The sequence below is a fragment of the Orbaceae bacterium lpD04 genome, from assembly GCA_036251935.1.
Classification (GTDB): Bacteria; Pseudomonadota; Gammaproteobacteria; order Enterobacterales; family Orbaceae; genus Orbus; species Orbus wheelerorum.
In genome coordinates this window covers 2,130,448-2,157,083 of the sequence record CP133967.1, presented here as the reverse complement: position 1 = coordinate 2,157,083, position 26,636 = coordinate 2,130,448, and the positions used below count along the sequence as shown (strand labels likewise).

Annotated in this window: 20 protein-coding genes; 16 read left to right on the top strand and 4 right to left on the bottom strand. The window is 36.5% G+C overall.

Annotation, left to right across the window (positions count from 1 at the left end):
• Positions 1-112 precede the first annotated feature (112 nt).
• The 10 genes from nadR to RHO14_09540 all read left to right on the top strand — a co-directional run bounded on the left by nadR (position 113) and on the right by RHO14_09540 (position 13,867).
• A complete protein-coding gene (gene nadR, locus RHO14_09585) occupies positions 113-1,348 on the top strand; it encodes a multifunctional transcriptional regulator/nicotinamide-nucleotide adenylyltransferase/ribosylnicotinamide kinase NadR (GenBank protein WVD70604.1) in 1,236 nt (411 codons plus the stop codon).
• 11 nt (positions 1,349-1,359) lie between these two features.
• Positions 1,360-2,046: a nicotinamide riboside transporter PnuC gene (gene pnuC / locus RHO14_09580; GenBank protein WVD70603.1), complete on the top strand. Its 687-nt coding sequence runs from the start codon at positions 1,360-1,362 to the stop codon at positions 2,044-2,046.
• Between the two features lie 117 nt (positions 2,047-2,163).
• On the top strand, positions 2,164-2,649 hold the full coding sequence (locus tag RHO14_09575) for a glucose PTS transporter subunit IIA (protein WVD70602.1): 486 nt from the start codon (positions 2,164-2,166) through the stop codon (positions 2,647-2,649).
• A gap of 339 nt (positions 2,650-2,988) precedes the next feature.
• Positions 2,989-5,259: an aconitate hydratase gene (locus RHO14_09570; GenBank protein WVD70601.1), complete on the top strand. Its 2,271-nt coding sequence runs from the start codon at positions 2,989-2,991 to the stop codon at positions 5,257-5,259.
• 12 nt (positions 5,260-5,271) lie between these two features.
• Positions 5,272-6,534, top strand: a complete 1,263-nt coding sequence (gene icd, locus RHO14_09565) for an NADP-dependent isocitrate dehydrogenase (GenBank protein WVD70600.1) — start codon at positions 5,272-5,274, stop codon at positions 6,532-6,534.
• A 97-nt stretch (positions 6,535-6,631) separates the two neighbouring features.
• Positions 6,632-7,987, top strand: coding sequence for a citrate/2-methylcitrate synthase (locus tag RHO14_09560; GenBank protein ID WVD70599.1), 1,356 nt, complete (start codon positions 6,632-6,634; stop codon positions 7,985-7,987).
• Positions 7,988-8,361: 374 nt separating this feature from the next.
• A complete protein-coding gene (gene pnp / locus RHO14_09555; protein ID WVD72506.1) occupies positions 8,362-10,482 on the top strand; it encodes a polyribonucleotide nucleotidyltransferase in 2,121 nt (706 codons plus the stop codon).
• Between the two features lie 68 nt (positions 10,483-10,550).
• Positions 10,551-11,411: a lipoprotein NlpI gene (nlpI, locus tag RHO14_09550; protein ID WVD70598.1), complete on the top strand. Its 861-nt coding sequence runs from the start codon at positions 10,551-10,553 to the stop codon at positions 11,409-11,411.
• Between the two features lie 224 nt (positions 11,412-11,635).
• Complete coding sequence (locus tag RHO14_09545; protein ID WVD70597.1) at positions 11,636-13,480, top strand: DEAD/DEAH family ATP-dependent RNA helicase; 1,845 nt, start codon at positions 11,636-11,638, stop codon at positions 13,478-13,480.
• A 198-nt stretch (positions 13,481-13,678) separates the two neighbouring features.
• Positions 13,679-13,867, top strand: coding sequence for a hypothetical protein (locus tag RHO14_09540; GenBank protein WVD70596.1), 189 nt, complete (start codon positions 13,679-13,681; stop codon positions 13,865-13,867).
• Between the two features lie 269 nt (positions 13,868-14,136).
• Here the strand turns inward: RHO14_09540 and htpG are convergent, their stop codons facing one another.
• From htpG to ulaR, 3 genes are all read right to left on the bottom strand, one after another.
• Positions 14,137-16,011, bottom strand: a complete 1,875-nt coding sequence (gene htpG, locus RHO14_09535; GenBank protein ID WVD70595.1) for a molecular chaperone HtpG — start codon at positions 16,009-16,011, stop codon at positions 14,137-14,139.
• Between the two features lie 219 nt (positions 16,012-16,230).
• Positions 16,231-17,298, bottom strand: coding sequence for an L-ascorbate 6-phosphate lactonase (ulaG, locus tag RHO14_09530; protein WVD70594.1), 1,068 nt, complete (start codon positions 17,296-17,298; stop codon positions 16,231-16,233).
• A gap of 23 nt (positions 17,299-17,321) precedes the next feature.
• The gene (ulaR, locus tag RHO14_09525; GenBank protein WVD70593.1) at positions 17,322-18,083 is read right to left on the bottom strand and encodes an HTH-type transcriptional regulator UlaR; all 762 of its coding nucleotides are present in this window, start codon (positions 18,081-18,083) and stop codon (positions 17,322-17,324) included.
• Between the two features lie 360 nt (positions 18,084-18,443).
• On the opposite strand from ulaR, the gene RHO14_09520 reads away from it, so the two are divergent.
• The 5 genes from RHO14_09520 to RHO14_09500 all read left to right on the top strand — a co-directional run bounded on the left by RHO14_09520 (position 18,444) and on the right by RHO14_09500 (position 23,028).
• Positions 18,444-20,207 carry a PTS ascorbate-specific subunit IIBC gene (locus RHO14_09520; GenBank protein ID WVD70592.1) on the top strand — a complete coding sequence of 588 codons (1,764 nt, stop codon included), beginning with the start codon at positions 18,444-18,446 and terminating at the stop codon, positions 20,205-20,207.
• A 37-nt stretch (positions 20,208-20,244) separates the two neighbouring features.
• Positions 20,245-20,712, top strand: coding sequence for a PTS sugar transporter subunit IIA (locus RHO14_09515; protein WVD70591.1), 468 nt, complete (start codon positions 20,245-20,247; stop codon positions 20,710-20,712).
• 12 nt (positions 20,713-20,724) lie between these two features.
• Positions 20,725-21,426 (top strand): L-ribulose-5-phosphate 4-epimerase, encoded by a 702-nt coding sequence (locus RHO14_09510; protein WVD70590.1) that lies wholly within the window; start codon positions 20,725-20,727, stop codon positions 21,424-21,426.
• A 9-nt stretch (positions 21,427-21,435) separates the two neighbouring features.
• Entirely contained in the window at positions 21,436-22,080 is a 645-nt protein-coding gene (locus tag RHO14_09505; GenBank protein WVD70589.1) for a 3-keto-L-gulonate-6-phosphate decarboxylase UlaD, read from the top strand.
• A gap of 69 nt (positions 22,081-22,149) precedes the next feature.
• Positions 22,150-23,028, top strand: a complete 879-nt coding sequence (locus tag RHO14_09500) for an L-ribulose-5-phosphate 3-epimerase (GenBank protein WVD70588.1) — start codon at positions 22,150-22,152, stop codon at positions 23,026-23,028.
• 73 nt (positions 23,029-23,101) lie between these two features.
• On the opposite strand, the gene gapA is transcribed toward RHO14_09500, so the two are convergent.
• On the bottom strand, positions 23,102-24,100 hold the full coding sequence (gene gapA, locus RHO14_09495; GenBank protein ID WVD70587.1) for a glyceraldehyde-3-phosphate dehydrogenase: 999 nt from the start codon (positions 24,098-24,100) through the stop codon (positions 23,102-23,104).
• A gap of 406 nt (positions 24,101-24,506) precedes the next feature.
• Here gapA and rep point away from each other — a divergent pair, with 406 nt between their 5' ends.
• Positions 24,507-26,525, top strand: coding sequence for a DNA helicase Rep (gene rep, locus RHO14_09490; GenBank protein ID WVD70586.1), 2,019 nt, complete (start codon positions 24,507-24,509; stop codon positions 26,523-26,525).
• Positions 26,526-26,636: the final 111 nt, after the last annotated feature.

Here is a 26,636-nt window from a genome sequence, read left to right as displayed (position 1 = left end):
AAAAACTCATGGTTATTAAATAAGATTTTATAAGATAATTTTGTTTTGCATATTGAACAATTGTATTTTTTAATTTATATTGTGTTTAATATATAAAACAAAAAGGTGACTTATGTCGAGTTTCAGTTATTTAAAATCAGCAATTAAACGCAAAAATATATCACTACAAGTGGTTGCCGATGCAACTGGCATGACCAAAGGCTATTTAAGCCAATTGATTAATGATAAAGTCAAAATGCCCAGCGCACAAAAGTTAGAAGCGTTACATCAATATTTAAATCTAGACTATCCTCTTAAACATAAAAGAACCGGTGTTATTTTTGGTAAATTCTATCCGTTACATACGGGTCATATCTATTTAATTCAGCGCGCGATAAGCCAACTTGATGAGCTTTATATTATTCTTTGTTCAGATACTAAGCGTGATGAAGCGCTATTTAATGATAGTGCGATGTCTCGGCAACCGACCATTAACGACAGAATGCGTTGGCTTTTGCAAACATTTAAGTATCAAAAAAATATCCATATTGAAATCTTAGAAGAAGATGGTATTCCTGCTTATCCAAATGGATGGGATGAATGGAGTTCGCGGGTTAAGTCGCTGTTTAACGATAAAGGTATTGAACCCGATTGTATCTACTCAAGCGAGCCGCAAGATGCAAAAATGTATGATAAATTGTTCGATTTAAATACCGTGCTTATCGATCCTGATCGTAGTTTTATGAAAGTAAGCTCTACGCAAATTCGCCAAGCACCACTTAAAAATTGGCAATATATTCCAACTGAAGTCAGGCCTTTTTTTGTTAGAACCGTTGCGATTTTAGGCGGTGAATCAAGCGGTAAATCAACTTTAACCAATAAACTTGCCAATGTATTTAATTCAACGAGTGCGTGGGAATTTGGCCGTGAATATGTTTTTTCTAACTTGGGCGGTGATGAGAGGGCATTGCAATTTTCCGATTACGATAAAATTGCGTTAGGTCAGGCTCAATATATTGATTTTGCCATTAAATATGCCAATAAAGTCGCGTTTATTGATACTGATTTTGTCACTACGCAGGCATTTTGTAAAAAATACGAAGGTAAAGAACACCCTTTTGTGCAGGCAATGATTAATAATTATCGATTTGATCTCGTTATTTTATTAGAAAACAATACACCATGGGTCGCTGATGGAATGCGCAAATTGGGGAATCCAAATCAGCGCAAAGATTTTCAGCAGTCAATTAAAACGATGTTAACTAAAAATAATATTAAATTCGTCACTATTGAGTCTGCCGATTATGACGAGCGTTATTTACAATGTATTGATTTGGTATCTAAACTTATCAATCATAGCAATGCATAAAGAGGTATACCATGATTAATTTTATTTTAACTATTGGCCGTAATCGATTTTATCCCTATGTTTGTGTATTACTTGTGATCCTAGCCTTTTTTTATACCGATCCTTTTACGTCATTTAATCTTCGTTACGCTATCTCCTTTTTTGGCGCGATATGTGGGCTGTTATGCGTTATTTTATTAGCCAAAAGGCGTAATAGCGGTAATGTTTTAGGGATGTTTGCCGCCTTTGGTGAGTCTAGCGCAAATATTCTAGGCGGCAACATCGGCGCGAGTTTACCGTCATTTTATTATTTTGGTGCCCATATTTATGGCCTGGTTACTTGGCATAAAAATAAAACGAGTGACCAAACCGTTAAAGTGCGATCGTTAAATGAACGCTACTTTTTAATAACCTTAATATTTTTAATTGCCGCGGTGTTTTTTAATATTTATTTAACGGGCATATTTGATGTTGAGAATTCAGTTTATCAACTTGTCACTAACTGTTTTATTTTTGGCCTCGGCATCGTTGCTCAGTTACTATTGATGATGCGTTTTTCATTTAATTGGTATTTATGGATTATTTTAAATGTACTGGTTGTTGGCCTAAATATTTATACCGATAACCCGATTATTGCTACGCAATACTTAATCTATTTATTTAATGCGATTTATGGCGTGTGTGAGTGGAAACGCTCTGAGTTAAAACCAACATCATAAATCGTATAAACGCTTTTATTATTTATGCAATAAATCACAGAATTAAAAAACCGACTTTGATGTCGGTTTTTTTAATAGTATGATAGGTTAATGTTTTTATTAAATTGGAGAGCGATAATGTTTGGTCTGTTTAAAAAGAAGAAAAAATCAGTCGAGTTATTTGCCGTATGTAATGGCACCTTTAAATCAATTGAAAAGGTTAATGATACCGTTTTTGCAGATAAAATTATGGGTGATGGCTTTGCCGTTAGTCCAACGACTGGCAAAGTTGATGTGTATTCACCGATAAAAGGTAAAGTGCTAAGTATTTTCCCAACTAAACATGCCATTACCTTTGAGACAGAGGAAGGCATTGAAGGATTAGTGCATATGGGGATCGATACGGTTGCGTTAAAAGGTGATGGATTTGTTGTTGATGTGAAAGAAGGGCAAAAAATCGATCAAAATACTCGTTTGGCGCAAATGGATGTTGATTTTATTACGACGCAAGATAAAGATTGTGACATTATTGTAGTATTTACCAATTTAGATAATAAAAAAGTGGCAATAAACCAAATGGGTGATGTTAAAAAATCACAACCAATCGGCAGTATTGAGCTGTAATTTGCCCTGTTAGTATTAACCTTAAGTAACTGTATTTACGATGAAAGGCCTAATGAACGTATTGTTTATTAGGCTTTTTTATTTGCTAGTGTTAAGGATAGTTGTTAATTATTAGTTATATAACAGCCCATCAAATTAATTTTTTTAATCGATTTTACCGATATTGTCCATTGACAATATCGATGCAAAAGATAATCTATAATGGTTCTTCTCTTTTTATATCAAAATATAGAATTGCATATTTAAGCAGTTTTATTGCATATTTATTTTTCCACGTTATCATGTTAAAAGCAGTTATTAAAAATATCATATAAAAACAATGAGCAATGAGGGGTTACCATGATTTTTGATCTTGAACTAATTAAACACGTTTATACCCATTATCAAGACACCGTTAATCATATTCGGCAAGTGATCGGTCGACCGTTAACATTAACCGAAAAAATCCTTTATGCCCATTTAGCCCAAGGTGAACAATTAAAAGATTATAAACGAGGCGTTGATTATGTTAACTTCGCCCCAGATCGGGTTGCGATGCAAGATGCAACAGCTCAAATGGCATTGTTACAATTAATGAATTCAGGCCGCGATCGCGTTGCCGTGCCATCGACAGTGCATTGTGATCATTTAATTCAGGCTTATAAAAATGCTTATGATGATTTGATTATTGCTGAAAGTAATAATCAAGAGGTATATCAATTTTTACGCGATGTGTCGAATAAGTATGGTATTGGTTTTTGGAAACCCAATGCCGGCATTATTCACCAAGTGGTTTTAGAAAATTACGCTTTCCCTGGCGGTATGATGATTGGGACTGATTCACATACCCCAAATGCTGGCGGCTTATCGATGATTGCTATTGGTGTTGGTGGCGCCGATGCGGTTGATGTGATGGCCGGCATGGCTTTTGAACTTAAAATGCCGCGTTTAATTGGCGTTAAATTAATCGGCAAGTTATCAGGCTGGGCCTCTGCAAAAGATGTGATTTTAAAATTAGCAGGCATTTTAACCGTTAAAGGTGGGACAAATTCAATTATTGAGTATTTTGGTGAAGGAACAAAATCGTTATCGGCAACCGGTAAAGCGACGATTTGTAATATGGGCGCTGAAGTTGGGGCGACAACCTCGATATTTCCTTATGATCAAAAATCAGCTGATTATTTAGCGATAACTGGCCGCCAAGATATTGTTGATTTAGCAACGAAGCTAGTTGATTGCTTTAATCCTGATTTAGCTGTTCTTAATGAGCCAAATAAATACTACGATCAGGTTATTGAAATTAATTTATCCGAGCTTGAACCTTATGTTAACGGGCCTTTTACGCCAGATTTAGCTTACCCTATTTCACAATTAGCAAGCGCAGTTAAGCAGCATAACTACCCAAATAATATGGAAGTTGGCTTGATTGGGTCTTGTACTAATTCTTCTTATGAAGATATGAGTAGGGCTGCGTCAGTTATTGATAATGCAACTAAATTGGGCTTAAGTGTAAAAGCCAAATTGATTATAAATCCCGGCTCTGAGCAAGTAAAATATACCGCTTTACGTGATGGCTTATTAGATACATTTGAACAAGCAGGCGCGGTTGTTATGGCTAATGCATGTGGCCCTTGTATTGGTCAATGGCGACGTGATGAGGTTAGTGATGAACATTACAACTCAATTGTTACCTCATTTAACCGTAATTTTGCTAAGCGTAATGATGGCAATGCTAATACCAATGCTTTCGTTTGTTCACCAGAAATTGTCGCGGCATTATCAATTGCCGGAACGCTAACATTTAACCCATTAACCGATACGTTAACCAACAGTAAAGGGGAAAAAGTTAAGTTACCTGAGCCAGTTGGTGATGAATTACCAACTAATGGCTTTGCTGTTGATGACGCAGGGTACATCGAGCCAATCGCTGATGGTAGTCAAGTTGCCGTGAATATTGCGCAAAGTTCTGAGCGGCTACAAGCACTATCGCCATTTTTACCTTGGGATGGTAAAGATATTGTAGCGCAACCGTTATTAATTAAAGCGCTGGGTAAATGCACAACTGACCATATTTCAATGGCGGGTAAGTGGTTAAAATATCGTGGCCATTTAGATAATATTTCAAATAATATGTTAATTGGTGCAGTTAATGCGTTTAATGAGCAAACTAATTTTGTACTTGATGCGCAAACAAATTCCTATTTGGCGGTGCCAGAACTGGCTAGAAAATTTAAAGCCGAAGGATTAGGCTCTATCGTAGTGGCGGAAGAAAACTACGGTGAAGGCTCTTCTCGTGAACATGCTGCGATGGAACCTCGATTTTTAAATGTCAAAGCCATTGTCGTTAAATCGTTTGCTCGAATTCATGAAACGAATTTAAAAAAACAGGGTATGTTGGCATTAACTTTTGTAAATAAAGAAGATTACGACAAGGTACAAGAGGACGATAAAATTAGCATTCTCGGTTTGACTGACTTTACGCCGGGTAAAAATTTAACAATGGTGCTAAATCATCGTGATGGTAATGTCGAGGCTTTCCCAGTCGCTCATACTTATAATGAGGCTCAAATTTCATGGTTTAAAGCAGGTAGTGCGCTTAATAAATTAAGCGCAGAATTTAAAAATAGTTAAAAAGGATATGATATGAATAATAAAATAACGATCACCGGTGGCAAACTGAATGTTCCTAATAATCCGATTATTCCTTTTATTGAGGGCGATGGCGTTGGTCCCGAAATTTGGCGTTCTGCTAAGGCTATTTTTGATAGTGCGATAGCGAAAGCTTATCAAGGTGCTCGTAAAGTTGAATGGCAAGAAGTGCTTGCTGGTGAAAAATCTTTTAATCATAGCGGTTCTTGGTTACCCGATGACACAATGAACGCGTTTAGAGAGTATTTAATTGGTATTAAGGGGCCGTTAACCACGCCAGTTGGTGGGGGAATTCGTTCACTCAATGTGGCATTAAGGCAAGAGTTAGATCTTTATGTTTGTTTGAGGCCAGTGAGATGGTTTAACGGCGTTGAGTCACCAATTAAACACCCTGAAAAAGTTAATATGACCATTTTTCGTGAAAATACTGAAGATATTTATGCCGGGATCGAATGGCTTCAAGGAACGCCAGAAGCGGAAAAATTTTATCAATTTTTATCTCAGCAAATGGGCGTAAAAAAAGTTAGATTTCCCCAAACATCATCTTTTGGTGTCAAGCCCGTTTCTGTTGATGGTAGTGAGCGATTAATTCGAGCGGCCATTAACTATGCCTTAGATAATAAGTTACCGTCTGTAACGTTGGTACATAAAGGTAATATTATGAAGTTTACCGAAGGCGGCTTTAAACAGTGGGGATATGAACTTGCCGAGCGAGAATTTGCAAGTAGCGTATTTACTATGCAGCAATTTGATAAGCTAAAAACACAGCAAGGCTTCGCTGCGGCGAATGCTGCGCTTACCGCAGCGAAGTCAGCGGGTAAATTAATTATTAAAGATGTAATTTGTGACGCCTTTTTACAAAATACCTTACTTAAACCTGAAGAGTACAGCGTTATTGCAACGTTAAATCTTAATGGTGATTATGTATCCGATCAATTAGCAGCAATGGTTGGCGGCATTGGCATCGCGCCAGGCGCAAATATTAATTATTTAACTGGTCACGCTATTTTTGAAGCAACGCATGGCACGGCGCCAGATATTGCAGGCCAAGATATGGCAAATCCATCTTCTTTATTATTATCGGGGGTGATGTTATTTGATTATTTGGGCTGGTATGAAGTCGGTCAGTTAATTAATTCTGCGATGGAACAGCTATTCCAACAAGGTCAAGCTACCGTCGATTTAGCTCGCTTTATGTCAAATGGCAATATTTTGACAACAAGCCAATTCACTCAAGCTGTAATTAATCATTTATAGGTTTTATTCGAAATCAATAAGGATAACGTTTTTACCTTTATCCTTATCCTCTTTTTGCCTTATGTGCATAGGCTATCGTTTATGAAAGGTGATGTTTATGAAAGATAAATTTATGATTTATAAATTGTCAGAAGCCGTTAAGTTAACTTGCAAGATTGATAATGAATTATTTGAAAAATTTAATGTTAAACGTGGACTGCGTAATGCTGATCATACAGGTGTGTTAGTTGGACTAACAAATATTGGTGATGTAGTTGGTTATGACCGTTTAGATGATGGTTCGTTAAAACCTATACCGGGTAAATTGCTTTATCGAGGTATTGATATTGATGATCTGGTCCATTGTGCTCAAAAGGAAAAGCGCACAGGCTTTGAAGAAGTAATTTATTTATTGTTATCTGGTGCTTTGCCCGATAAAGAAGAGTTAGATCTTTTTTCTCATATGCTATGCGAGTCAATGGCATTAGAAAAACAAACTAAAATTGCCATTATTGATCTTGAAGGTCAAGATATTATGAATATTTTGGCAAGAACGGTGCTTGAAATGTATAACTATGATCCTGAGCCTGATGATACATGCCGCGATAATTTGATGCGCCAATCTGTCGATTTAATCGCAAAATTTCCAGCTATTATTGCTTATGCTTATAATATTTTACGCCATAGCGCTAAAGGCCAATCGTTACATATTCGTCACCCTAATGAAGATGTTTCGATCGCAGAAAATTTTTTATATATGATAAAAGGTACGAAAGGCTATACCGAGCTTGATGTTAGAGTGCTTGATTTAGCCATGATTTTACATGCCGAGCATGGTGGTGGTAATAACTCAACATTTACGGTTAGAGTAACAAGTTCAACAGGCACCGATACTTATTCCTCGATTGCAGCCGGTATTGGTTCGTTAAAAGGCCCATTACATGGCGGCGCTAATTTACAAGTCGGTAAAATGATCAATCATTTGAAAGAGGTGATAACCAATTGGACTGATGAGCAGCAAATTGATGACTATTTTAAAAAGATGCTTAGTAAAGAGGTGTATGACCAAAAAGGGCTGATTTATGGTATTGGCCATGCGGTATATACCGTTTCTGATCCACGGGCAGTGCTGCTAAAAGAGATGGCTAAAGAGCTTGCTAAGGAAAAGGGCCGAGAAGCTGAATTCGCATTTATGAACTTACTTGAAGAGCGCGCTATTTATGCCATTACCCATCGTAAAAATGCCAAAACCAAGAAACAAGTTTGTGCAAATGTTGATTTTTATTCAGGCTTTGTTTATGACATGATTGGTTTACCAAAAGAAGTCTATACGCCGTTATTTGCGATGTCGCGTATTGTTGGTTGGTGCGCACATCGCATTGAAGAACTGAATTTTGATGATAGGCGCATTATTCGCCCTGCTTATAAAAATGTGAGTGAAGCAGTTGAATTTACGCCCCTTACTCAGCGTTAACTTTTTGATATTAATTCGCCAAGGCATGGTAATAACATGCCTTTATTTTGTTAATATTATACACGGTTTTGTTTGTTTTTTCGTAAGTTCAAACCTAAAATAAGCTTGAAGTTACTTTATGTTCCATTGGTGTGATTGGCACTTTCTCAGCAAGTCAAATAAATATGACAAGCTTTCAATTTCATGTATAATTGATCCGTTTTGCATTAAGATCATTGTTTCATGTTTCGTACGGCTAATGAGAGCTTTATTAGCAGCGCTATTTTTGTTGTTTCTCGCCATGTATTTAGTACATAAATAGAAAGCATTTAATAAATCTGTCATTAGTCGTAACAATGAAGATGGTCGAGTTATTTATTATTTTTAATGAGGAAATCGAATTGTTTAATCCAACTATACAAGAATTTAAATATGGTCGCCATACCGTTAAGTTAGAAACCGGCGTTATTGCACGTCAAGCGACCGCAGCTGTTATGGTCAATATGGATGATACGGCTGTATTTGTTAGTGTTGTTGCTAAACCAAAAGCGAAAGAAGGGCAAGATTTTTTCCCTTTGACCGTTAATTATCAAGAAAGAACCTATGCCGCAGGTCGTATTCCTGGTGGCTTTTTTAAACGTGAAGGCCGCCCAAGTGAAGGCGAAACATTAACGGCACGTTTAATCGACCGTCCATTACGTCCATTATTCCCTGAAGGATTTGTTAATGAAATCCAAATTATTGCAACTGTCGTGTCGGTTAATCCACAAGTTAGTCCTGATCTCGTTGCAATGATTGGTGCATCAGCGGCATTATGTTTATCTGGCGTTCCTTTCCATGGCCCTATTGGCGCTGCGCGCGTTGGTTTAATTGACGGTGAATTTGTATTAAATCCATCGGTTACTGAATTAGCAAATAGCCGCTTAGATTTAGTTGTTGCAGGTACTAGTGGCGCGGTATTAATGGTTGAGTCAGAAGCTGATATCTTAACTGAAGATCAAATGCTTGCAGCAGTGGTATTTGGTCATGATGCACAGCAAGTTGTTATCGATAATATCAATGACTTTGTTGCTAAAGCAGGTCATGCTAAATGGGATTGGACTGCGCCAGTTAAAGATGAAGCGCTTTATAACGCAGTTAGCGAAATTGCTAAAGATCGCATTGGTGAAGCTTACCGCATTACTGAAAAACAAGCGCGTTACGCACAAATTGATGCGATTAAAGATGATGTTTTAGCCGCGTTAAAAGCGCAAAATGAAGCATTAGATGATACAACCATCCTTAATATTGTTACTGAAATAGAAAGTCAAACCGTGCGTCAACGCGTTATTGCAGGCGAACCACGTATTGATGGACGTGAAAAAGATACTATCCGCGCACTTGATATCCGCACTAATGTTTTACCAAGAGCACATGGTAGCGCACTATTTACACGCGGTGAAACTCAAGCATTAGTTGTTGCAACACTTGGTACTGAGCGTGATGCGCAAATTATTGATGAGTTAACTGGCGAAAAAACAGATAAATTCTTATTCCATTATAATTTCCCTCCGTATTCTGTTGGTGAAACGGGTATGGTTGGATCGCCTAAACGCCGTGAAATTGGTCATGGTAGACTTGCTAAACGTGGCGTTGCAGCGGTAATGCCTAAAAATGGTGAGTTTCCTTATACGGTGCGCGTTGTTTCTGAAATTACTGAATCAAATGGTTCATCATCAATGGCGTCAGTATGTGGTGCATCACTGGCATTAATGGATGCGGGTGTGCCAATTAAAGCATCGGTTGCTGGTATTGCAATGGGCCTAGTTAAAGAAGGCGATGACTTTGTTGTATTATCCGATATTTTAGGTGATGAAGACCACCTTGGTGATATGGACTTTAAAGTTGCAGGAACACGTGATGGTGTGAGTGCGCTTCAAATGGATATCAAAATTGAAGGGATCACTAAAGAAATCATGCAAGTTGCTTTAAATCAAGCAAAAGGTGCACGTTTACATATTTTAGGTGTAATGGAACAAGCCATTAATCGTCCTCGTAGTGACATTTCTGAATTTGCGCCACGTATCTATACAATGAAAATTAATCCTGAAAAGATTCGTGATATCATCGGTAAAGGTGGCTCAACAATTCGTGCGTTAACCGAAGAAACGGGTACAACGATTGAAATTGAAGATGATGGTACCGTTAAAATTGCAGCATCTGATGGCGATAAAGCACAAGCGGCTATTAAGCGTATTAACGAGATAACAGCGGAAGTTGAAGTTGGCCAAGTTTACGCAGGTAAAGTGGTTCGTATCGTTGATTTTGGTGCGTTTGTTTCAATTATTGGTGGCAAAGAAGGCCTTGTTCATGTGTCACAAATTGCTGATCACCGCGTAGAAAAAGTGACAGATGTGCTTAGCGCAGGTCAAGAAGTTCAAGTTAAAGTACTTGAAGTTGATCGTCAAGGACGTATCCGTTTAAGTATGAAAGATGCGATTGCAACTGAGCAATCTGTAGACAACGCAGCAGAGTAATATATGTTAATATGCTGGTTGTTTTAACAATTAGCATATTTTTGTATACTTGTAATAAGGGGTTTTTAATGAAAAGATATAACTTGAGGGTAATAGGTTTACTATTAACCATTTTTTTATCAAGTTATATTTCAGGATGTAGTACTAAAACTCCGTTACTTGCGGTACCTTTGCAGGTATCTTACGATGATGAAATCAAACTAGCGCAGATAAGTCAGCAACTATATAATAAAAACCTTAGCGAAAAGGCGAGAATGCAATTGCTTTTTCAAAGAGGGTCTTTGTATGACTCTTTAGGGTTTAGAGCGTTTGCTCAAACTGATTTTAATCAGTTATTAAGTTATAATGTTGCGATCCCCGATGTATATAACTACTTAGCGATTAATGCAATGCATGATGGTGATTATGATACCGCATTTATGGCATTAAATACCGCACTGGAGTTAGCACCGGATTATCAATTTGCTTATATTAATCGAGCGATAGCATTATATCGTAATGAAAGATATGAAGCGGCGTCAGTTGATGCGTTAAAATTTTATCAATATGCTCCTAATGATCCAATGCGTATGCTTTGGCTTTATTTAGTTGAAGAAAAACTAGATAAAAACAAAGCGAATGAAGGGATCCTTAGACGGTATAATGAAATGGCAGATAAAACTGTCTGGGGAAGTGATATTGTTGCGTTTTACCTTGGTAAAATTAGCGAAGATCACTTGATGATTAATTTACAGCAAGGTGTTGAAACTAACAATGAGTTAGCTCAGCGTCTTTGTGAAACCTACTTTTACTTAGGTAAGTATTATCAAAGTAAAGGTGACAATAAACGTGCCGAAATGTTATTTAAGTATTCATTAGCTAATAATGTCTATAATTATTTAGAACATCAGCAGGCACTTTTCGAAATAACTCAACTTAATAAAAAGTAAGTTGTATTGGGTCATGCCAGTTTAGATGTGAATATAAGTAGTTATAGCAGCGTTCTTTATTTAACCATTTAATGAAATTATTGTCGTTATTCATATTATTGAATGAATATAATAGTCATTATTAAATGTCTTGTTATTTTTGGGTGGGTTGTAATATTCATTGCGTGGACTGGCATTATAAATGTTTTTAACAACTGTATCAAAGCAGTTATAAGCGAGTTTACATGACAAAAGAAATTTCTTTTATTGACCTTGGTTTATCCGAGGAAATCCTTAACGCATTAAATGATCTTGGCTTTATCAAGCCATCGCCAATTCAATCTGAGTGTATTCCATTACTATTAAATGGACACGATGTACTTGGAATGGCACAAACCGGTAGCGGTAAAACTGCTGCATTTTCAATTCCATTTTTAATGAAATTGGATCCTAATTTAAAAGCCCCACAAGTATTAGTTTTAGCGCCAACGCGCGAACTTGCTATTCAAGTTGCTGATGCATGTAGCGAATATGCTAAACATATGAAGGGTGTTAAAGTATTAGCCCTTTATGGTGGACAACGTTACGATGTGCAATTACGTGCATTAAAACAAGGACCACAAATTGTTGTTGGTACGCCAGGTCGTCTACTTGACCATTTAAATCGCAAAACATTAGATTTATCGAATTTAAAAGGTTTAGTACTTGATGAAGCTGATGAAATGTTACGTATGGGCTTTATTGATGATGTTGAAAGCATTATGGCTGCGATCCCTGATGATCACCAAACTGCATTATTTTCAGCAACCATGCCTGCACCAATTCGTCGAATCACTAAACGATTTATGCAAAATCCACAAGAGATCCAAATTAAGTCAACTAATCAAACAGCGCCTGATATTGATCAAAGCTATTGGTTAGTTCGTGGCTTACGTAAGAATGAAGCATTAGTTCGTTTCCTTGAAGCTGAAGACTTTGATGCGGCAATTATCTTTGTTAGAACCAAGTCTGCAACCTTAGATGTAGCCGATGTGCTTGAGCAACATGGTTATAATGCGGCGGCACTTAATGGTGATATGACTCAGCAATTACGTGAGCAGACACTTGATCGTTTACGTAATGGTCGTCTAGATATTCTTATTGCAACTGATGTCGCAGCTCGTGGGCTCGATGTTGAGCGCATTAGCTTAGTAATTAACTATGATATTACTTTAGATTCAGAGTCTTATGTGCATCGTATTGGTCGTACCGGACGAGCTGGGCGAGCTGGGCGCGCACTGTTATTTGTTGATAGTCGTGAACGTCGTTTATTGAAAAATATCGAACAAACAATCAAAAAGGCAATTCCAGAAGTTCAACTTCCAGGAAAAGAGTCTTTAGAATCACGTCGATTAACTAAATTTGCAGACAAAGTTGCCAAAGAAATCACCGCTAATGATTTAGATAATTATCGTAGTATTTTACCTAAATTGTTAAAAGATGATCAAACTGATATGGAAACGTTAGCCGCTGCGCTATTAAAATTAGCCCAAGGTGAACGACCATTAATTTTACCACCAGATCCTGTATTTAAACCTGCTCGTAATGATCGTGATAGACCAGAACGAGGTGAGCGCAGTGATCGTGGCGATCGTCGCTTGAAAGGTGATAGCCGTGAAGCACCAAAACGTCGTGAGCGCCGTGATGTCGGTGAGATGGATCTTTATCGTATCGAAGTTGGTAAAGAAAACGGTGTCGATGTACGTAATATTGTCGGTGCAATTGCCAATGAAGGTGATATTAGCAGCCGCTATATTGGTAATATCAAATTATACGAAAAATATTCGACGGTAGAATTACCGAAAGATATGCCAAAAGATTTATTAAAACATTTCGAAGGCGTTCGTGTGATGAATATACCAATGAACATGCGATTAGCCGTTGAGGGTGGTGATAAGCCAGCACCAAGACGTAGTCGTAGTAAACAAGATGATTCTTTTGCTGATCAACCTAAACGTCGTAGCCGTTCGGTGTCAGGTAGCAAAGATGGTGCTAAAGAAGGCGCGCCAAAACGCCGAGCGCCAAGAAAGCCAACATCTTTTAACGATTAGTCGTTGCTAATAAAAAAGCCGAATCATATTGATTCGGCTTTTTTTTATTCATATAAATTTTATATCACAACCTGATCTGCATTAATTTTGATTGATTAAAATTATAGCCATGGCTATTATATCGGTTTTCCCTGCATCAATTTTAAACAGTGTCAATCCTAAATCGTTTTTGAATTTATTAAGAAGGCGGATCGAAATATGACAAAACTTGTTGGTGGAACGATTACTCGAATTAGCTTAGCGAGTTTGATTTTTTTTATTATTATATTAGTGTGCAATATTTATTTTCATTCTGAAAACGGGATATTAAAACCCATTATTCAATCATTAATTGCAACATTAATTTATACCGTTTTTTTTGTTGTTTTGAAGAAAATTGAGAAGTAACTCAATTCTTCAATCAAGTTTATAAAGATAAATGGCTCTATTATCTTTAAACAATAAATGCAATGATACCTATTTTTATTGAATTAAAATAGCGCTGTAACCGTTTGATAACGAGTTAGATAATGTTTATAGATCCTTTAGCGATGATGAGTAAGTGATCGTTTAAAGTGATGTGATTGAGCTAACAAATATGATTAGAATAAGTCGTTACTAATTTAGAGCTTAGATTTAATAATGTACGGCATATCACTATGCCGTACATTAGCTTATTATTTAACTAATAATTTATTCATACGTTGAATAAACTGGCTTGGATCAACTAATGAGCCTTTTTCAGCAAGTAATGCTTGGTCAAGTAGTAACTCAGCCCAGTCAGCAAATTCGCCTTCATCAGTTGTACTTGCAGCAAGTTTAACTAGCTGATGATCTGGATTAAGTTCAAATGTATATTTGACTTCTGGCGCTTTTTGTCCCGCCGCTGCAAATAATTTTGCCATCTGAGTTGTCATTTCATCAGCCGCTGTCGTGACTATTGCCGGCGTGCTAGTTAAACGATGGGTTAATTTTACTTCTTTAACCTTATCACCTAATACAGTCTTAACTCGCTCAATAAATGGCTCTAGCTCTTTTTCTGCTTGTTTTTGCTCTTCAGTCTCTTGATCTGCTAATTTTTCAATTGATTCATCTGATTTACTGATCGATTGGAATGATTTACCCGCAAATTCAGTTAAGTTGCTCATCATCCATTCATCAATACGATCAGAAAGTAATAAGACTTCAATTCCTTTTTTGCGGAACAGCTCAAGGTGAGGGCTATTTTTAGCCGCATTATAACTATCAGCAGTAATATAATAGATCTTATCTTGACCTTCTTGCATACGTTCAATGTATTGGTCTAACGAGATTGATTGTGCATCACTATCAGTGTGAGTTGAAGCAAAACGTAATAATTTGGCAATTGATTCACGATTAGCTATATCTTCGCCAGTACCTTCTTTTAGTACTAAGCCAAATTCACTCCAGAATTGTAGATATTTTTCGTGATCATCTTTAGCCAGTTTTTCTAGCATTTGTAGTACGCGTTTCGTGCAGGCATTGCGTAAATTTTGTGTTACTTTGCTATCTTGTAAAATTTCACGCGATACATTAAGTGGTAAATCGTTAGAATCAATTAAGCCTTTTACAAAACGTAAGTAATTCGGCATAAATTGCTCTGCATCATCCATAATGAAAACACGCTGTACATAAAGCTTTAAACCGTGTTTATGATCGCGATTCCACATATCCCAAGGTGCTTTAGCCGGAATATAAAGTAAACTAGTATATTCTTGTTTACCTTCAACTCGGTTGTGGCTCCAGCTAAGTGGATCGGTAAAATCATGTGAGATATGTTTATAAAACTCTTTATATTCATCATCATTAATTTCACTACGGCTGCGTGTCCAAAGCGCTTGTGCTTTATTCACTTTTTCCCATTTAGCTTCTTTAGTTTCTTCATCGATCGTTTGAATTTCAACCGGTAGGGAAATATGATCAGCATATTTACTGACAATTGAACGAACTTTCCAATCATCTAAAAATTCTTTATCATCATCTTTTAAATGTAAGATAATTTCAGTGCCGCGCGTCTCTTTATTATCATCAGCGATAGTGTATTCACCTTCACCAGTTGATTCCCACAAAATGGCTTCATCTGATTTTGCAGTAGCAGCTCGAGTTCTAACCGTTACTTTGTCTGCAACAATAAAAGAGGAGTAGAAACCAACCCCAAATTGACCAATAAGCTGGCTATCTTTAGCTTGCTCACTACCAATTGATTGTAAAAAGGCTTTGGTACCTGATTTTGCAATTGTACCTAAGTTATCAATCACTTCATCGCGAGTCATACCAATACCATTATCTGCAATAGTTAATGTACCCGCTTCTTTATCAACAGAGATTTTAACGCCTAGCTCAGCATCACCAGCATAGAGATCTGGATTTTCTAATGCTTTAAAACGTAATTTATCAGCAGCATCAGATGCATTGGATATTAATTCTCGTAAAAATATTTCTTTATTGGAATAAAGTGAGTGAATCATTAAATGAAGAAGTTGTTTAACTTCTGATTGAAATCCACGCGTTTCAGTTGCTTGTTTACTCATTAAATAATACCTCAAAGTTTACTAATTAAATTAAACATAGTTAGATATATAAGAATAAAAAGCGAGTTTTCAAGTATAGCGTAATAACATATCGTGAAATTTGTATCATTCAATTACGTTAATATGAGTTAATTAATTGATATTATTGATGTAATTTTTATTGATAATTAATAAAAAAGCGACGGTTTAAGTCGCTTTTTTAACAAAGATTGCGTTAATTTATAGGAATGAACGGTAAGGTAGCTCTGGCTCATCGGTAAAGATATCTTTAAAGCCTCGAAAATGTTGATAATGCATTTTATGTGTATCAGTTGGATAGGTATATTTACCACCAACTTGCCAGAAAAATGGGCTAAAGCCATATTCTAAGCGATCTTTTTTCATTTCCCATAGTACTTCTATTTCACGAGGATCACTTTGGAAATTTGCCCAAATATCATGATGGAATGGAATAACAACTTTTGTATTAAGAGATTCTGCTGCTCGTAAAATATCAGCAGATGTCATTTTATCAGTAACGCCACGAGGATTTTCACCATAAGATAGTAGCGCAACATCAATTTTATGGTCATTGCCATGCTTTGCATAGTAGTTAGAATAATGTGAGTCGCCAGAGTGATAAAGCGATCCTCCCGTTGTTTCAAATAAGTAGTTTACGGCTCTATCATCCATTCCATCTAAAATGCTTTTATCCGTTGATGAGGTACCTTTTGGTAAGGTTACGAGTGATGTTCTATCAAAAGAGTCGAGTACTTTAATTTTTATATCGCCAACTTCAATTGTTTCACCTACTTTGGCAACAATACAACGATTTGCAGGAACTCCCCAGCTTTGCCATAGATCTACGCAAGCTTTTGGGCCAATAAATTTAACTTTTTCACTGCAATTTTGTATAACTGCTGCTGCAACGTTAACATCAATATGATCGGCATGATCGTGAGTTGCCATAATGGCATCTACGTCTTTAATGGCAAAGGGATCTAGTACAAAAGGGCTGGTTCTTAAATTAGGCTGTAATGCTCTTACGCCGCCCATGCGCATCATTTGATGTTGCTTGTTCATTAACGGATTGGCATGGGTTTTTTTTCCAGTACCACACCAAAAATCGACCGAAATATTGGTATTGCCTGCTGATTTTAACCAGATCCCAGTACATCCTAACCACCACATACTAAAAGTATTTGGTTTAACTTCTGTTGCCTCTATTTCTTCATTTAGCCATGTGCCCCATTCTGGGAAAGTACTTAAAATCCATGATTCACGGGTAATTTCATTTACTTTACTCATTATCGTATCCCTTTTATTGTTTATTAAACTAAGATAACTTCAACACCTTGCTCTTTAATGGCGGCAATAACATCTTTATTCGCCTGTTTACCTGTAATTAAAATATCGATTTTGCTTGCCCGGCAAAACAGCATGCCTGAATCAACTTTGGTACTAATTTTAGAACTATCAACGACTACTACTAGTTTTTCAATTTTTTCCAAAATTTGTTGTTCTGAAACGGCGGTCAATATTTCAGTTTTATATAAACCCGCAGGAGTAAGGGCTTTTCCACTGGTAAACATCCATTTACCAGCATAAGAATTGCTCATATCAATGATGGGATTAAGGATGATATTTTGTGTTTTATTGTAGAGTCCACCCATAATAATGACATTCTCATGATCGTTTTCGATTAAATAACTCGCTAACGGAAAATAATTAGTGATGATCGATAAATCTTTACCACATAATTCTCTACCTAATAAAAATGCGGTGGACCCACAGTTAATAACGACACTTTCACCATCATTACATATTTTGGCTGCGCGTAAGGCAATTCTCGCTTTTTCATGGTAATTATCGGTATTGGTTGTATCAAGCGGCTCCCAAGCTACTTTTTTTTCTTCGATTTTAACAATACCGTTACGTACTTTTTTGACCCGTCCCTCTTGATCAAGCTTTGTGATATCTCGCCTTGCTGTCGCTGGTGAAATGTCAAAAAGTTCAATAAGTTCTGTAACTTTAACCATGCCTTTAGCTTTCACTAGGGCAACAATTTCATTATGGCGCGTTATTTCGTTCATGATGATTCCTTTATGATAAAAATCATATTTAATCATTACGTGATTTTTTATGATTCTAATTTTCATTTTAATTATTGTCAATAGATTGTTATTTAATAATGTTAACCAATTAATTAAAAACAATATTTTTATTTATTTCCACATTTAAATTGATAACTTGTAATATTTTATAGAGTTACGAATCGTTATAAAAAGAATAGTGATCAACTTCAAATAAATCATAAATAATCATTGAGTGATTTTTTATGATTAGTGCATACTGGATAAGTCAAATTCAGCTAGATAAAAATAAATGTCAACTTAGTCAGTTTACTAGATTGATTATTAATTGAATATTTTAATAACAGCGTTGAGGGCACTATGGAAAGCAATTTTTTTATACAATTATTGAATAAACCGCCTTTTCTTTTGGGTATTGTTACGCTATTAGGATATTGTTTATTAAGGAAAGATTTCACAACAGTCCTTAAAGGTACTATCAAAACGATCGTCGGTTTTATGTTACTGCAAGTGGGCTCTAGTGTTTTGGTCTCTACATTTAAGCCTGTGATTGAAAAATTATCTCAATATCATGGTATCAACGGTTCAATTATCGATACTTATGCATCAATGGTCGCCGTTGAAAATGCAATGAAAGACAGCTATTCGTGGGTTGGCTACGCGGTTCTGTTAGCGCTTGCAATCAATATTCTATTAGTTATTTTTCGGCGATTTACTGGTATTAGAACCATCATGCTTACTGGCCATATTATGTTTCAACAGGTCGGGCTGATCGCATTATTCTATTTTATGTTCGGTTTTAGTATGTGGGAAACCATCATCTACTCTGCAATAATTATCGCGTTATATTGGAGTATTTTCTGCAATATGATGTTTAAACCAACAGAAGCCGTTACCGGTGGCGCTGGTTTTTCGATTGGTCATCAGCAGCAACTTGCATCATGGATTGCTTATAAAGTCGCACCCAAATTGGGTAAAAAAGAGGACTCAGTTGATTCATTAAAATTACCCAAATGGCTACATATTTTTAACGATAGTATTGCAGCTACCGCAATTATCATGACGATATTCTTTGGAATTATTTTACTCTCTTTTGGTATTGATAATGTGCAAGCGATGGCAGGCCCAAATACTCATTGGAGTTTATACATCTTTGAAACCGGATTAAAATTTGCGGTGGCAATTCAAATTATTATTGTTGGGGTAAGAATGTTTGTTGCCGAGCTTTCAGAAGCGTTTAAAGGGATCTCTGAAAAACTTATTCCTAATGCTGTATTAGCAATTGATTGTGCGGCTATTTATGCTTTTTCACCTAATGCGGTTGTCTTTGGCTTTATGTGGGGTGCTTTAGGACAGTTTGTTGCAATAGCACTGTTACTGCTATTTAAATTTCCAATCATGATTATTCCTGGTTTTGTGCCGATGTTCTTTTCTAACGCAACTATTGGCGTATTTGCCAATCACTTTGGCGGTTGGAAAGCAGTGATGAAAATCTGTTTTGTTATGGGCATAATTGAAGTATTTGGCTCAGCTTGGGCACTTTATATATTTTTACAAAATGGTACGCCAATTGATGCTTGGATGGGTATGGCTGACTGGGCAATTTTATTCCCGCCAATTTTACAAGGCTTATCTTTCTCTCATTTATTTATCTATGTCTTAATCGCCTTAGCGATGGTTTATATGTTCTTTGCCGCTAAAAAACTTCGATTAGAAGAAGCGGCTCAAAAGCTTACAACCAATAGCTCAGAGCGCAATTTATCTGACGAAGATAGTGATCCTTTGATCGTTAAAAATCTACAAGAAGCACAAATAGTAAGTGAAGATCGAAGACCGGTTAGGATCTTAGCTGTATGTGGCAGTGGTCAAGGCTCATCAATGATGATGAAAATGAAAATAGCCTCTTACCTTGATAAGAAAGGGATCAAAAATGTAATGGATTCATGTGCTGTCACTGATTATAAATCAAAGCTGCCAAGTATCGATATTATTGTTTGCTCTAAGCACTTAATTCATGAAATCACAGTAGGTGAGGGGCAATACGCTTTAGGTGTACAAAATATGCTTAATCCGGCAACGTTTGGTGATGAACTAATTGATTTAATAAATAAAATTCAAGATTAAGCTTATCAATAATTTAAATCTATAAAGGTGAAAGATTATGGCATTAAAACAATCATTAATTGAAAACAGATCAATAAAACTACAAGCCGAAGCAAACGATTGGCGCGCCGCAATTAAGATTGGTACCGATATGTTGATCGCATCGGGCGCGGTTAATTCTAATTATTATGATGCAATTATTAGCGGCGTTGAGAAATATGGACCGTATATTCTTATTGCTCCTAATTTTGCTATGCCTCATGCAAGGCCAGAAGATGGGGTTCATCGAACGGCATTTGCGCTTGTTACCTTGAAAAAACCAATCTATTTTGATGGGGAAGAAGAGCCTGTTGATGTATTAGTGACGTTAGCTGGTAGCACTTCAGATGAACATATGGCTGGTTTAACAGAAGTAATACAAATTCTAGAGGATGAAAATTGCGAGAGTGGCATTAATTTAGAGCCATTAAGGCAATGTCGCACCGATGATGATGTTTATAAAGCGATTGATAATGCATTAAATTAATGAGGAGTCATTATGTATCAAAAGTTGAAACAGATTGTCTTGCAAGCAAATTTAGCATTACCTAAATATGGTTTAGTTACGTTTACATGGGGGAATGTTTCTCAAATAGATCGGCAGTTAGGTGTGATAGCCATTAAGCCATCTGGCGTTGATTATGATGTGATGTGTGAAGATGATATCGTCGTATTAGATTTAGATGGCAATATTGTTGAAGGAAAACTTAATCCTTCAAGTGATACACCTACTCATATTGAGTTATATAAAGCGTTTACTAATATTGGTGGCATTGTACATACCCATTCGCGTTATGCAACAATTTGGGCACAAGCTCAAATGGATATTCCTGCTTTAGGGACTACCCATGCGGATTATTTCTACGGCGATATTCCGTGTACTCGCAGATTAACTGAACAAGAAATTAGCACTGACTATGAAAAAAATACGGGCTTAGTTGTGGTCAGTGAATTTACTCAGCGTCACCTTGATCCAATTGCGATGCCTGGTGCGATAATTGCTGGGCATGCGCCTTTTTGTTGGGGGAAAAACGCGCTAGATGCGGTGCATAATGCCGTTGTGTTAGAGGAGATCTCGATGATGGCACTTGAAACGCGGCAGCTTAACCATTCGATTAAAATTCAACAAACATTATCTGATAAGCATTACTTTCGTAAACATGGCGAGAATGCTTATTATGGCCAAAATAAAATATTATAGGAGAGTAAAATGACAAAACCTAAATTACAAATCGCACTAGATCAAACTGCGTTACCTAGCGCTTTAGATGTTGCCAATAATGTTGCTGGGTATGTTGATATTATCGAAGTTGGAACAATTCTCGCTTTTGGTGCTGGTATTGAGGGGGTAAAAGTACTTCGTCAGCGTCATCCAAGTCATATTTTAGTTTGTGATTTAAAAACTACCGATGGGGGCGCGATACTGGCTAAGATGGCTTTTTCTGCTGGCGCCAATTGGTTAACTGTTTCAGCCGCGGCTCATATCGCGACTATTGAGGCATGTAAAAAAATAGCTGATGAATATAACGGTGAGATCCAAATCGAATTATATGGTCACTGGACGCTAGATGATGCTAAAGCTTGGCGCAAGCTAGGTATTAAACAAGCTATTTATCATCGCTCTCGTGATGCTGAATTAGCCGGGATCGGTTGGGGAGATGATGATTTAGTTAAAATGCGCCAACTTTCTGATTTAGGTCTTGAACTATCAATCACCGGTGGGATCGTTCCAGAAGATATTCACCTCTTTGCTGGCATTAAAACGAAAGCATTTATTGCCGGACGTGCACTTGCTAATGAAAATGGCCAAGCAACCGCTAAAGCGCTGCGCGATCAAATTGCCAAATACTGGTAATGTTTAAATACAGCAGCCGATTTTTCCTCGGCTGCATTTTTTCATCCTCAATAATAATTAGGCTTTGATATGTATCAGATAAAACAGCAAAACCGTATTGGACTTTATGAGAAAGCGTTACCCAATGAGCTATCGTGGCAAGAAAAATTACGTGAGGCATCTGAGCTAAAATTCGATTTTATTGAGATTTCAATTGATGAATCAGAGCAGCGCAGAGCAAGACTTGATTGGTCGGATAATGAAATTTATGCACTAAGACGCTTGTGTGAAGAGTCTCAAGTTCCTTTACATTCAATGTGTTTAAGTGCTCACCGTAAATATCCATTTGGTTCTGCTGATGCAAATATCCGTCAGCAGGCACAAATTATTATGAATAAAGCCATCACGCTCGCTTATAAATTGGGTGTTAGGGTTATTCAATTAGCGGGGTATGATGTCTATTATGAAACGGCAAATTTGCAAACTCATGAGCGCTTTATTCAAGGAATGCAGTGGGCAGCTAAGCAAGCTGAAAAAGCCGGCGTTATGCTTGCGGTTGAAATTATGGATACACCTTATCTTAATGCATTAAGTAAATTTGAAATTTTAAAAAGGGAAGTAAGTTCACCTTATTTTATGGCATATCCTGACGTTGGTAATATAACTGCTTGGAATTACGATACTTGTACGGAATTAATGTTAAGTCGTGATCATATCGTACAAATTCATTTAAAAGATACCTATAAAGTTAAGGCGAATTATGCCGGTCAATTTAGAGATTTGGTTATCGGAGAGGGTGAAGTTGATTTTTCTGCTATTTTTCAAACCCTTAAAATGATGGATTATACGGCGCCGTTAGTCATTGAAATGTGGGCGAAAGATAATAACTGGAAAGATGATATTAGAACGGCAAAAAGATATTTACAGCAGATAAGTGTTGCCGCAGGGTTACCGTTATTTACTGAATAAAATTAATAGTATACCTATTTTTAAATAAAAAAAGCGGCTAAAATAGCCGCTTTTATATTGAGAGTTAAATCAATTATTTTTTAGATACACAAGCAACTAAATCAAGAACTTTGTTTGAATAACCAACTTCGTTATCATACCAAGCAACTAATTTAACGAAAGTATCGCTTAATTGGATCCCTGCTTTAGCATCAAATACTGATGTGCAAACTTCACCTAAGAAGTCAGTTGAAACAACGTCATCTTCAGTATAACCAAGAACGCCTTTCATTGGGCCTTCAGAAGCTGCTTTAATTGCTTTACAGATATCTTCATATTTAGCAGGTTTTGCTAAACGAGCCGTTAAGTCAACAACAGAAACATCTGGAGTTGGAACACGGAAAGACATACCCGTTAATTTGCCGTTTAATTCAGGGATAACTTTACCAACTGCTTTAGCTGCGCCAGTTGATGATGGAATGATGTTTTGAGCCGCACCACGACCGCCACGCCAATCTTTATGCGATGGACCATCAACTGTTTTTTGAGTTGCAGTTGTTGCGTGAACAGTTGTCATTAGACCTTCAACAATACCGAAGTTATCATTGATAACTTTAGCTAAAGGCGCTAAACAGTTAGTTGTACATGAAGCATTTGATACGATATCTTGACCAGCATAATCTTTATCATTAACGCCCATAACAAACATTGGAGTGTTATCTTTTGAAGGACCAGTTAATACAACTTTTTTAGCGCCAGCTTCGATATGTTTACGAGCTGTTGCATCATCAAGGAATAGGCCGGTTGCTTCAGCTACAACATCAACACCAACTTCATTCCATTTTAAGTTAGCAGGATCTCTTTCAGCTGTAACGCGGATTGTTTTACCATTAACGATTAATTTGCCATCTTTAACTTCAACTGTGCCATCAAAACGACCGTGAGTTGAATCATATTTAAGCATGTAAGCCATATAATCAACATCTAATAAATCATTGATTGCAACGATTTCAATATCAGAACGTTTTTGTGCAGCACGGAAAACAATACGACCAATACGGCCAAAGCCATTAATACCTACTTTAATTGTCATAACAATTACCTTCTTTTTTTTGTGTTAAATGAGAAAAATTGCTAGTGAATAAACTACCAAATTTCAGTGATTTATTCAAGACCATTATCAATAATAGGCACGAAATGTGATTGGTGGATAATGTGAGGTGAAGGCTCACAAATTAAAGGTTTTTAACTAAAAAAAGAAGCACATATTAAATATATTTAATATGTTAAGTGTAATTATCGTATTTATTAATTTGAGCCATTTAATAATTAGATATAGCTATTAATTTTACACTATAATCATATGTTACAACAAAAAAATAACGAAAATAATCATTACATGAATGATTAGTGGAGAAAGATAACATAATAACGCAATGTTAGTTTTTTTGGGGCTATTTTAGTATACTAGAGAGAATTTAATTAATTTGGTTTTATTTGTGCGTTTAAATTCAAGTCAACAACAAGCTGTCGAATATGTATCAGGTCCTTGCTTAGTTTTAGCTGGTGCGGGGTCGGGTAAAACTCGCGTTATTATCAATAAAATTGCCTATCTTATTCAAGTGAAAGGTTATCAGCCTAAGCATATTTTTGCGGTAACTTTCACCAACAAAGCAGCACGTGAAATGAAGGAGCGTATCTCACAAACACTTGGTCGAAAAGAAACGCGGGGATTAAAAATTTCCACTTTTCATACCCTTGGTTTGGATATTATCCGCAAAGAATATAAGCAATTAGGAATAAAAAGTAATTTTTCATTATTCGATGATCAAGATCAGTTTTCTTTATTAAAAGAGTTAACCGAGCAGTGGTTTGATGGTGATAAAGATTTGATAAACCAGTTACGTAGTAAGATCTCTAATTGGAAAAATGACCTTGTTGATGCAACCATTGCGATGGCAAAAGCTCAAGGTAAAAAAGAACAATTATTTGCTCATTGTTATCAGCTATATGAAGAGCAACAAAAAGCCTGTGGTATTTTAGATTTTGATGATCTTATTTTGTTGCCAACGCTGTTATTACAGCGCAATGAAGAAGTGCGAGATAAATGGCAAAATCGAGTTCGTTATTTGTTAGTCGATGAGTATCAAGATACGAATACAAGTCAATACGAACTGATTAAATTATTAGTAGGGTATAAGGCTAAATTTACCGTTGTTGGTGATGATGATCAATCTATTTATTCTTGGCGAGGGGCGAGGCCTCAAAATTTGGTTTTACTCAGTGAGGATTTTCAAAATCTTAATGTGATAAAGCTAGAGCAAAATTACCGCTCATCTGGGCGAATTTTGAAAGCTGCTAATATTTTAATTGAAAATAATCCGCATATTTTTACTAAAACACTTCATTCCGAGTTAGGTTATGGTGAATATTTAAATGTTATATCTGCCAATAATGAAGAAGATGAAGCTGAAAAAGTAATTAATGATTTAATTGGTCATCGCTTTGCTAATAATAGCCGTTATGGTGATTATGCGATTTTGTACCGCGGTAATCATCAATCTCGATTATTCGAGAAAATGTTAATGCAAAATCGGGTACCTTATAAAATTTCGGGTAGTACTTCATTTTTCTCCCGTATTGAAATTAAGGATATTATGGCTTATTTGCGATTATTGGTTAATCTTGACGATGATAATGCCTTTATTCGTATTATTAATACCCCAAAACGAGAAATTGGCCCTGCGACATTGCAAAAATTGGGGCAATTAGCCGAGAAGAAATCATTGAGCTTATTTAAAGCGGCATTTGATGCTGAGTTAACTGAAATTTTACCGCCTAAACGATTTGAGTCATTACAAAAATTTATTTATTGGTTTAAGCAACTATTTGATGATGCTGAAAAAGAACCCATGGCAGCGGTTTACGAATTACTCCATGGCATTGATTATCAAAGTTGGTTATATGAAACATCGCCATCGCCAACTGCTGCGCAAATGAGAATGAAAAATGTTGAGCAGTTAATGAACTGGCTTGATGAAATGATGAAAGGTGATGATATCGATGAGGCCGTTACCTTAGAACAAGCTGTTATGCGCTTTACCTTACGAGATATGCTTGAGCGCAATGAAAGTGAAGATGAGCAAGATGAAGTACAGTTAATGACGTTACACGCTTCAAAAGGACTTGAGTTTCCTTATGTTTATCTCATTGGCATGGCTGAGGGGCTATTACCTCATCAAGCAAGTATTGATGAAGATAATATTGAAGAAGAAAGGCGACTTGCTTATGTTGGTATTACTCGAGCTCAGCAGCAACTAACATTTTCTTACAGTACTGAGCGTAAGCAATATGGTGATGTTAGCTATTTAGAGCCAAGTCGATTTTTATTTGAATTACCGCAAGATGATCTTAATTGGCATGTTAAAAAGCAGCAGACGTCAGAGCAGCGATTAGAGCAGGGTAAAAATCGTTTAGCAATGATCAAAGCGCAGCTGGCAAAAGCAAAAGGAGAGTGAGCATAATTTTACTTAAAAAATTATCTTATTAATTTGATATGCTTTAAGTGGTCGTGATGACATTGTTCTAACCGTATAGAATAAAAAAGCGCCTACTTGAAGTAGGCGCTT

Excerpts from the sequence above, each read along its gene's own strand:
- nadR (WVD70604.1), top strand. The coding sequence starts at position 113 with ATGTCGAGTTTCAGTTATTTAAAATCAGCAATTAAACGCAAAAATATA.
- pnuC (WVD70603.1), top strand. The coding sequence starts at position 1,360 with ATGATTAATTTTATTTTAACTATTGGCCGTAATCGATTTTATCCCTAT.
- RHO14_09575 (WVD70602.1), top strand. The coding sequence starts at position 2,164 with ATGTTTGGTCTGTTTAAAAAGAAGAAAAAATCAGTCGAGTTATTTGCC.
- RHO14_09570 (WVD70601.1), top strand. The coding sequence starts at position 2,989 with ATGATTTTTGATCTTGAACTAATTAAACACGTTTATACCCATTATCAA.
- icd (WVD70600.1), top strand. The coding sequence starts at position 5,272 with ATGAATAATAAAATAACGATCACCGGTGGCAAACTGAATGTTCCTAAT.
- RHO14_09560 (WVD70599.1), top strand. The coding sequence starts at position 6,632 with ATGAAAGATAAATTTATGATTTATAAATTGTCAGAAGCCGTTAAGTTA.
- nlpI (WVD70598.1), top strand. The coding sequence starts at position 10,551 with ATGAAAAGATATAACTTGAGGGTAATAGGTTTACTATTAACCATTTTT.
- RHO14_09545 (WVD70597.1), top strand. The coding sequence starts at position 11,636 with ATGACAAAAGAAATTTCTTTTATTGACCTTGGTTTATCCGAGGAAATC.
- RHO14_09540 (WVD70596.1), top strand. The coding sequence starts at position 13,679 with ATGACAAAACTTGTTGGTGGAACGATTACTCGAATTAGCTTAGCGAGT.
- htpG (WVD70595.1), bottom strand. The coding sequence starts at position 16,011 with ATGAGTAAACAAGCAACTGAAACGCGTGGATTTCAATCAGAAGTTAAA.
- ulaG (WVD70594.1), bottom strand. The coding sequence starts at position 17,298 with ATGAGTAAAGTAAATGAAATTACCCGTGAATCATGGATTTTAAGTACT.
- ulaR (WVD70593.1), bottom strand. The coding sequence starts at position 18,083 with ATGAACGAAATAACGCGCCATAATGAAATTGTTGCCCTAGTGAAAGCT.
- RHO14_09520 (WVD70592.1), top strand. The coding sequence starts at position 18,444 with ATGGAAAGCAATTTTTTTATACAATTATTGAATAAACCGCCTTTTCTT.
- RHO14_09515 (WVD70591.1), top strand. The coding sequence starts at position 20,245 with ATGGCATTAAAACAATCATTAATTGAAAACAGATCAATAAAACTACAA.
- RHO14_09510 (WVD70590.1), top strand. The coding sequence starts at position 20,725 with ATGTATCAAAAGTTGAAACAGATTGTCTTGCAAGCAAATTTAGCATTA.
- RHO14_09505 (WVD70589.1), top strand. The coding sequence starts at position 21,436 with ATGACAAAACCTAAATTACAAATCGCACTAGATCAAACTGCGTTACCT.
- RHO14_09500 (WVD70588.1), top strand. The coding sequence starts at position 22,150 with ATGTATCAGATAAAACAGCAAAACCGTATTGGACTTTATGAGAAAGCG.
- gapA (WVD70587.1), bottom strand. The coding sequence starts at position 24,100 with ATGACAATTAAAGTAGGTATTAATGGCTTTGGCCGTATTGGTCGTATT.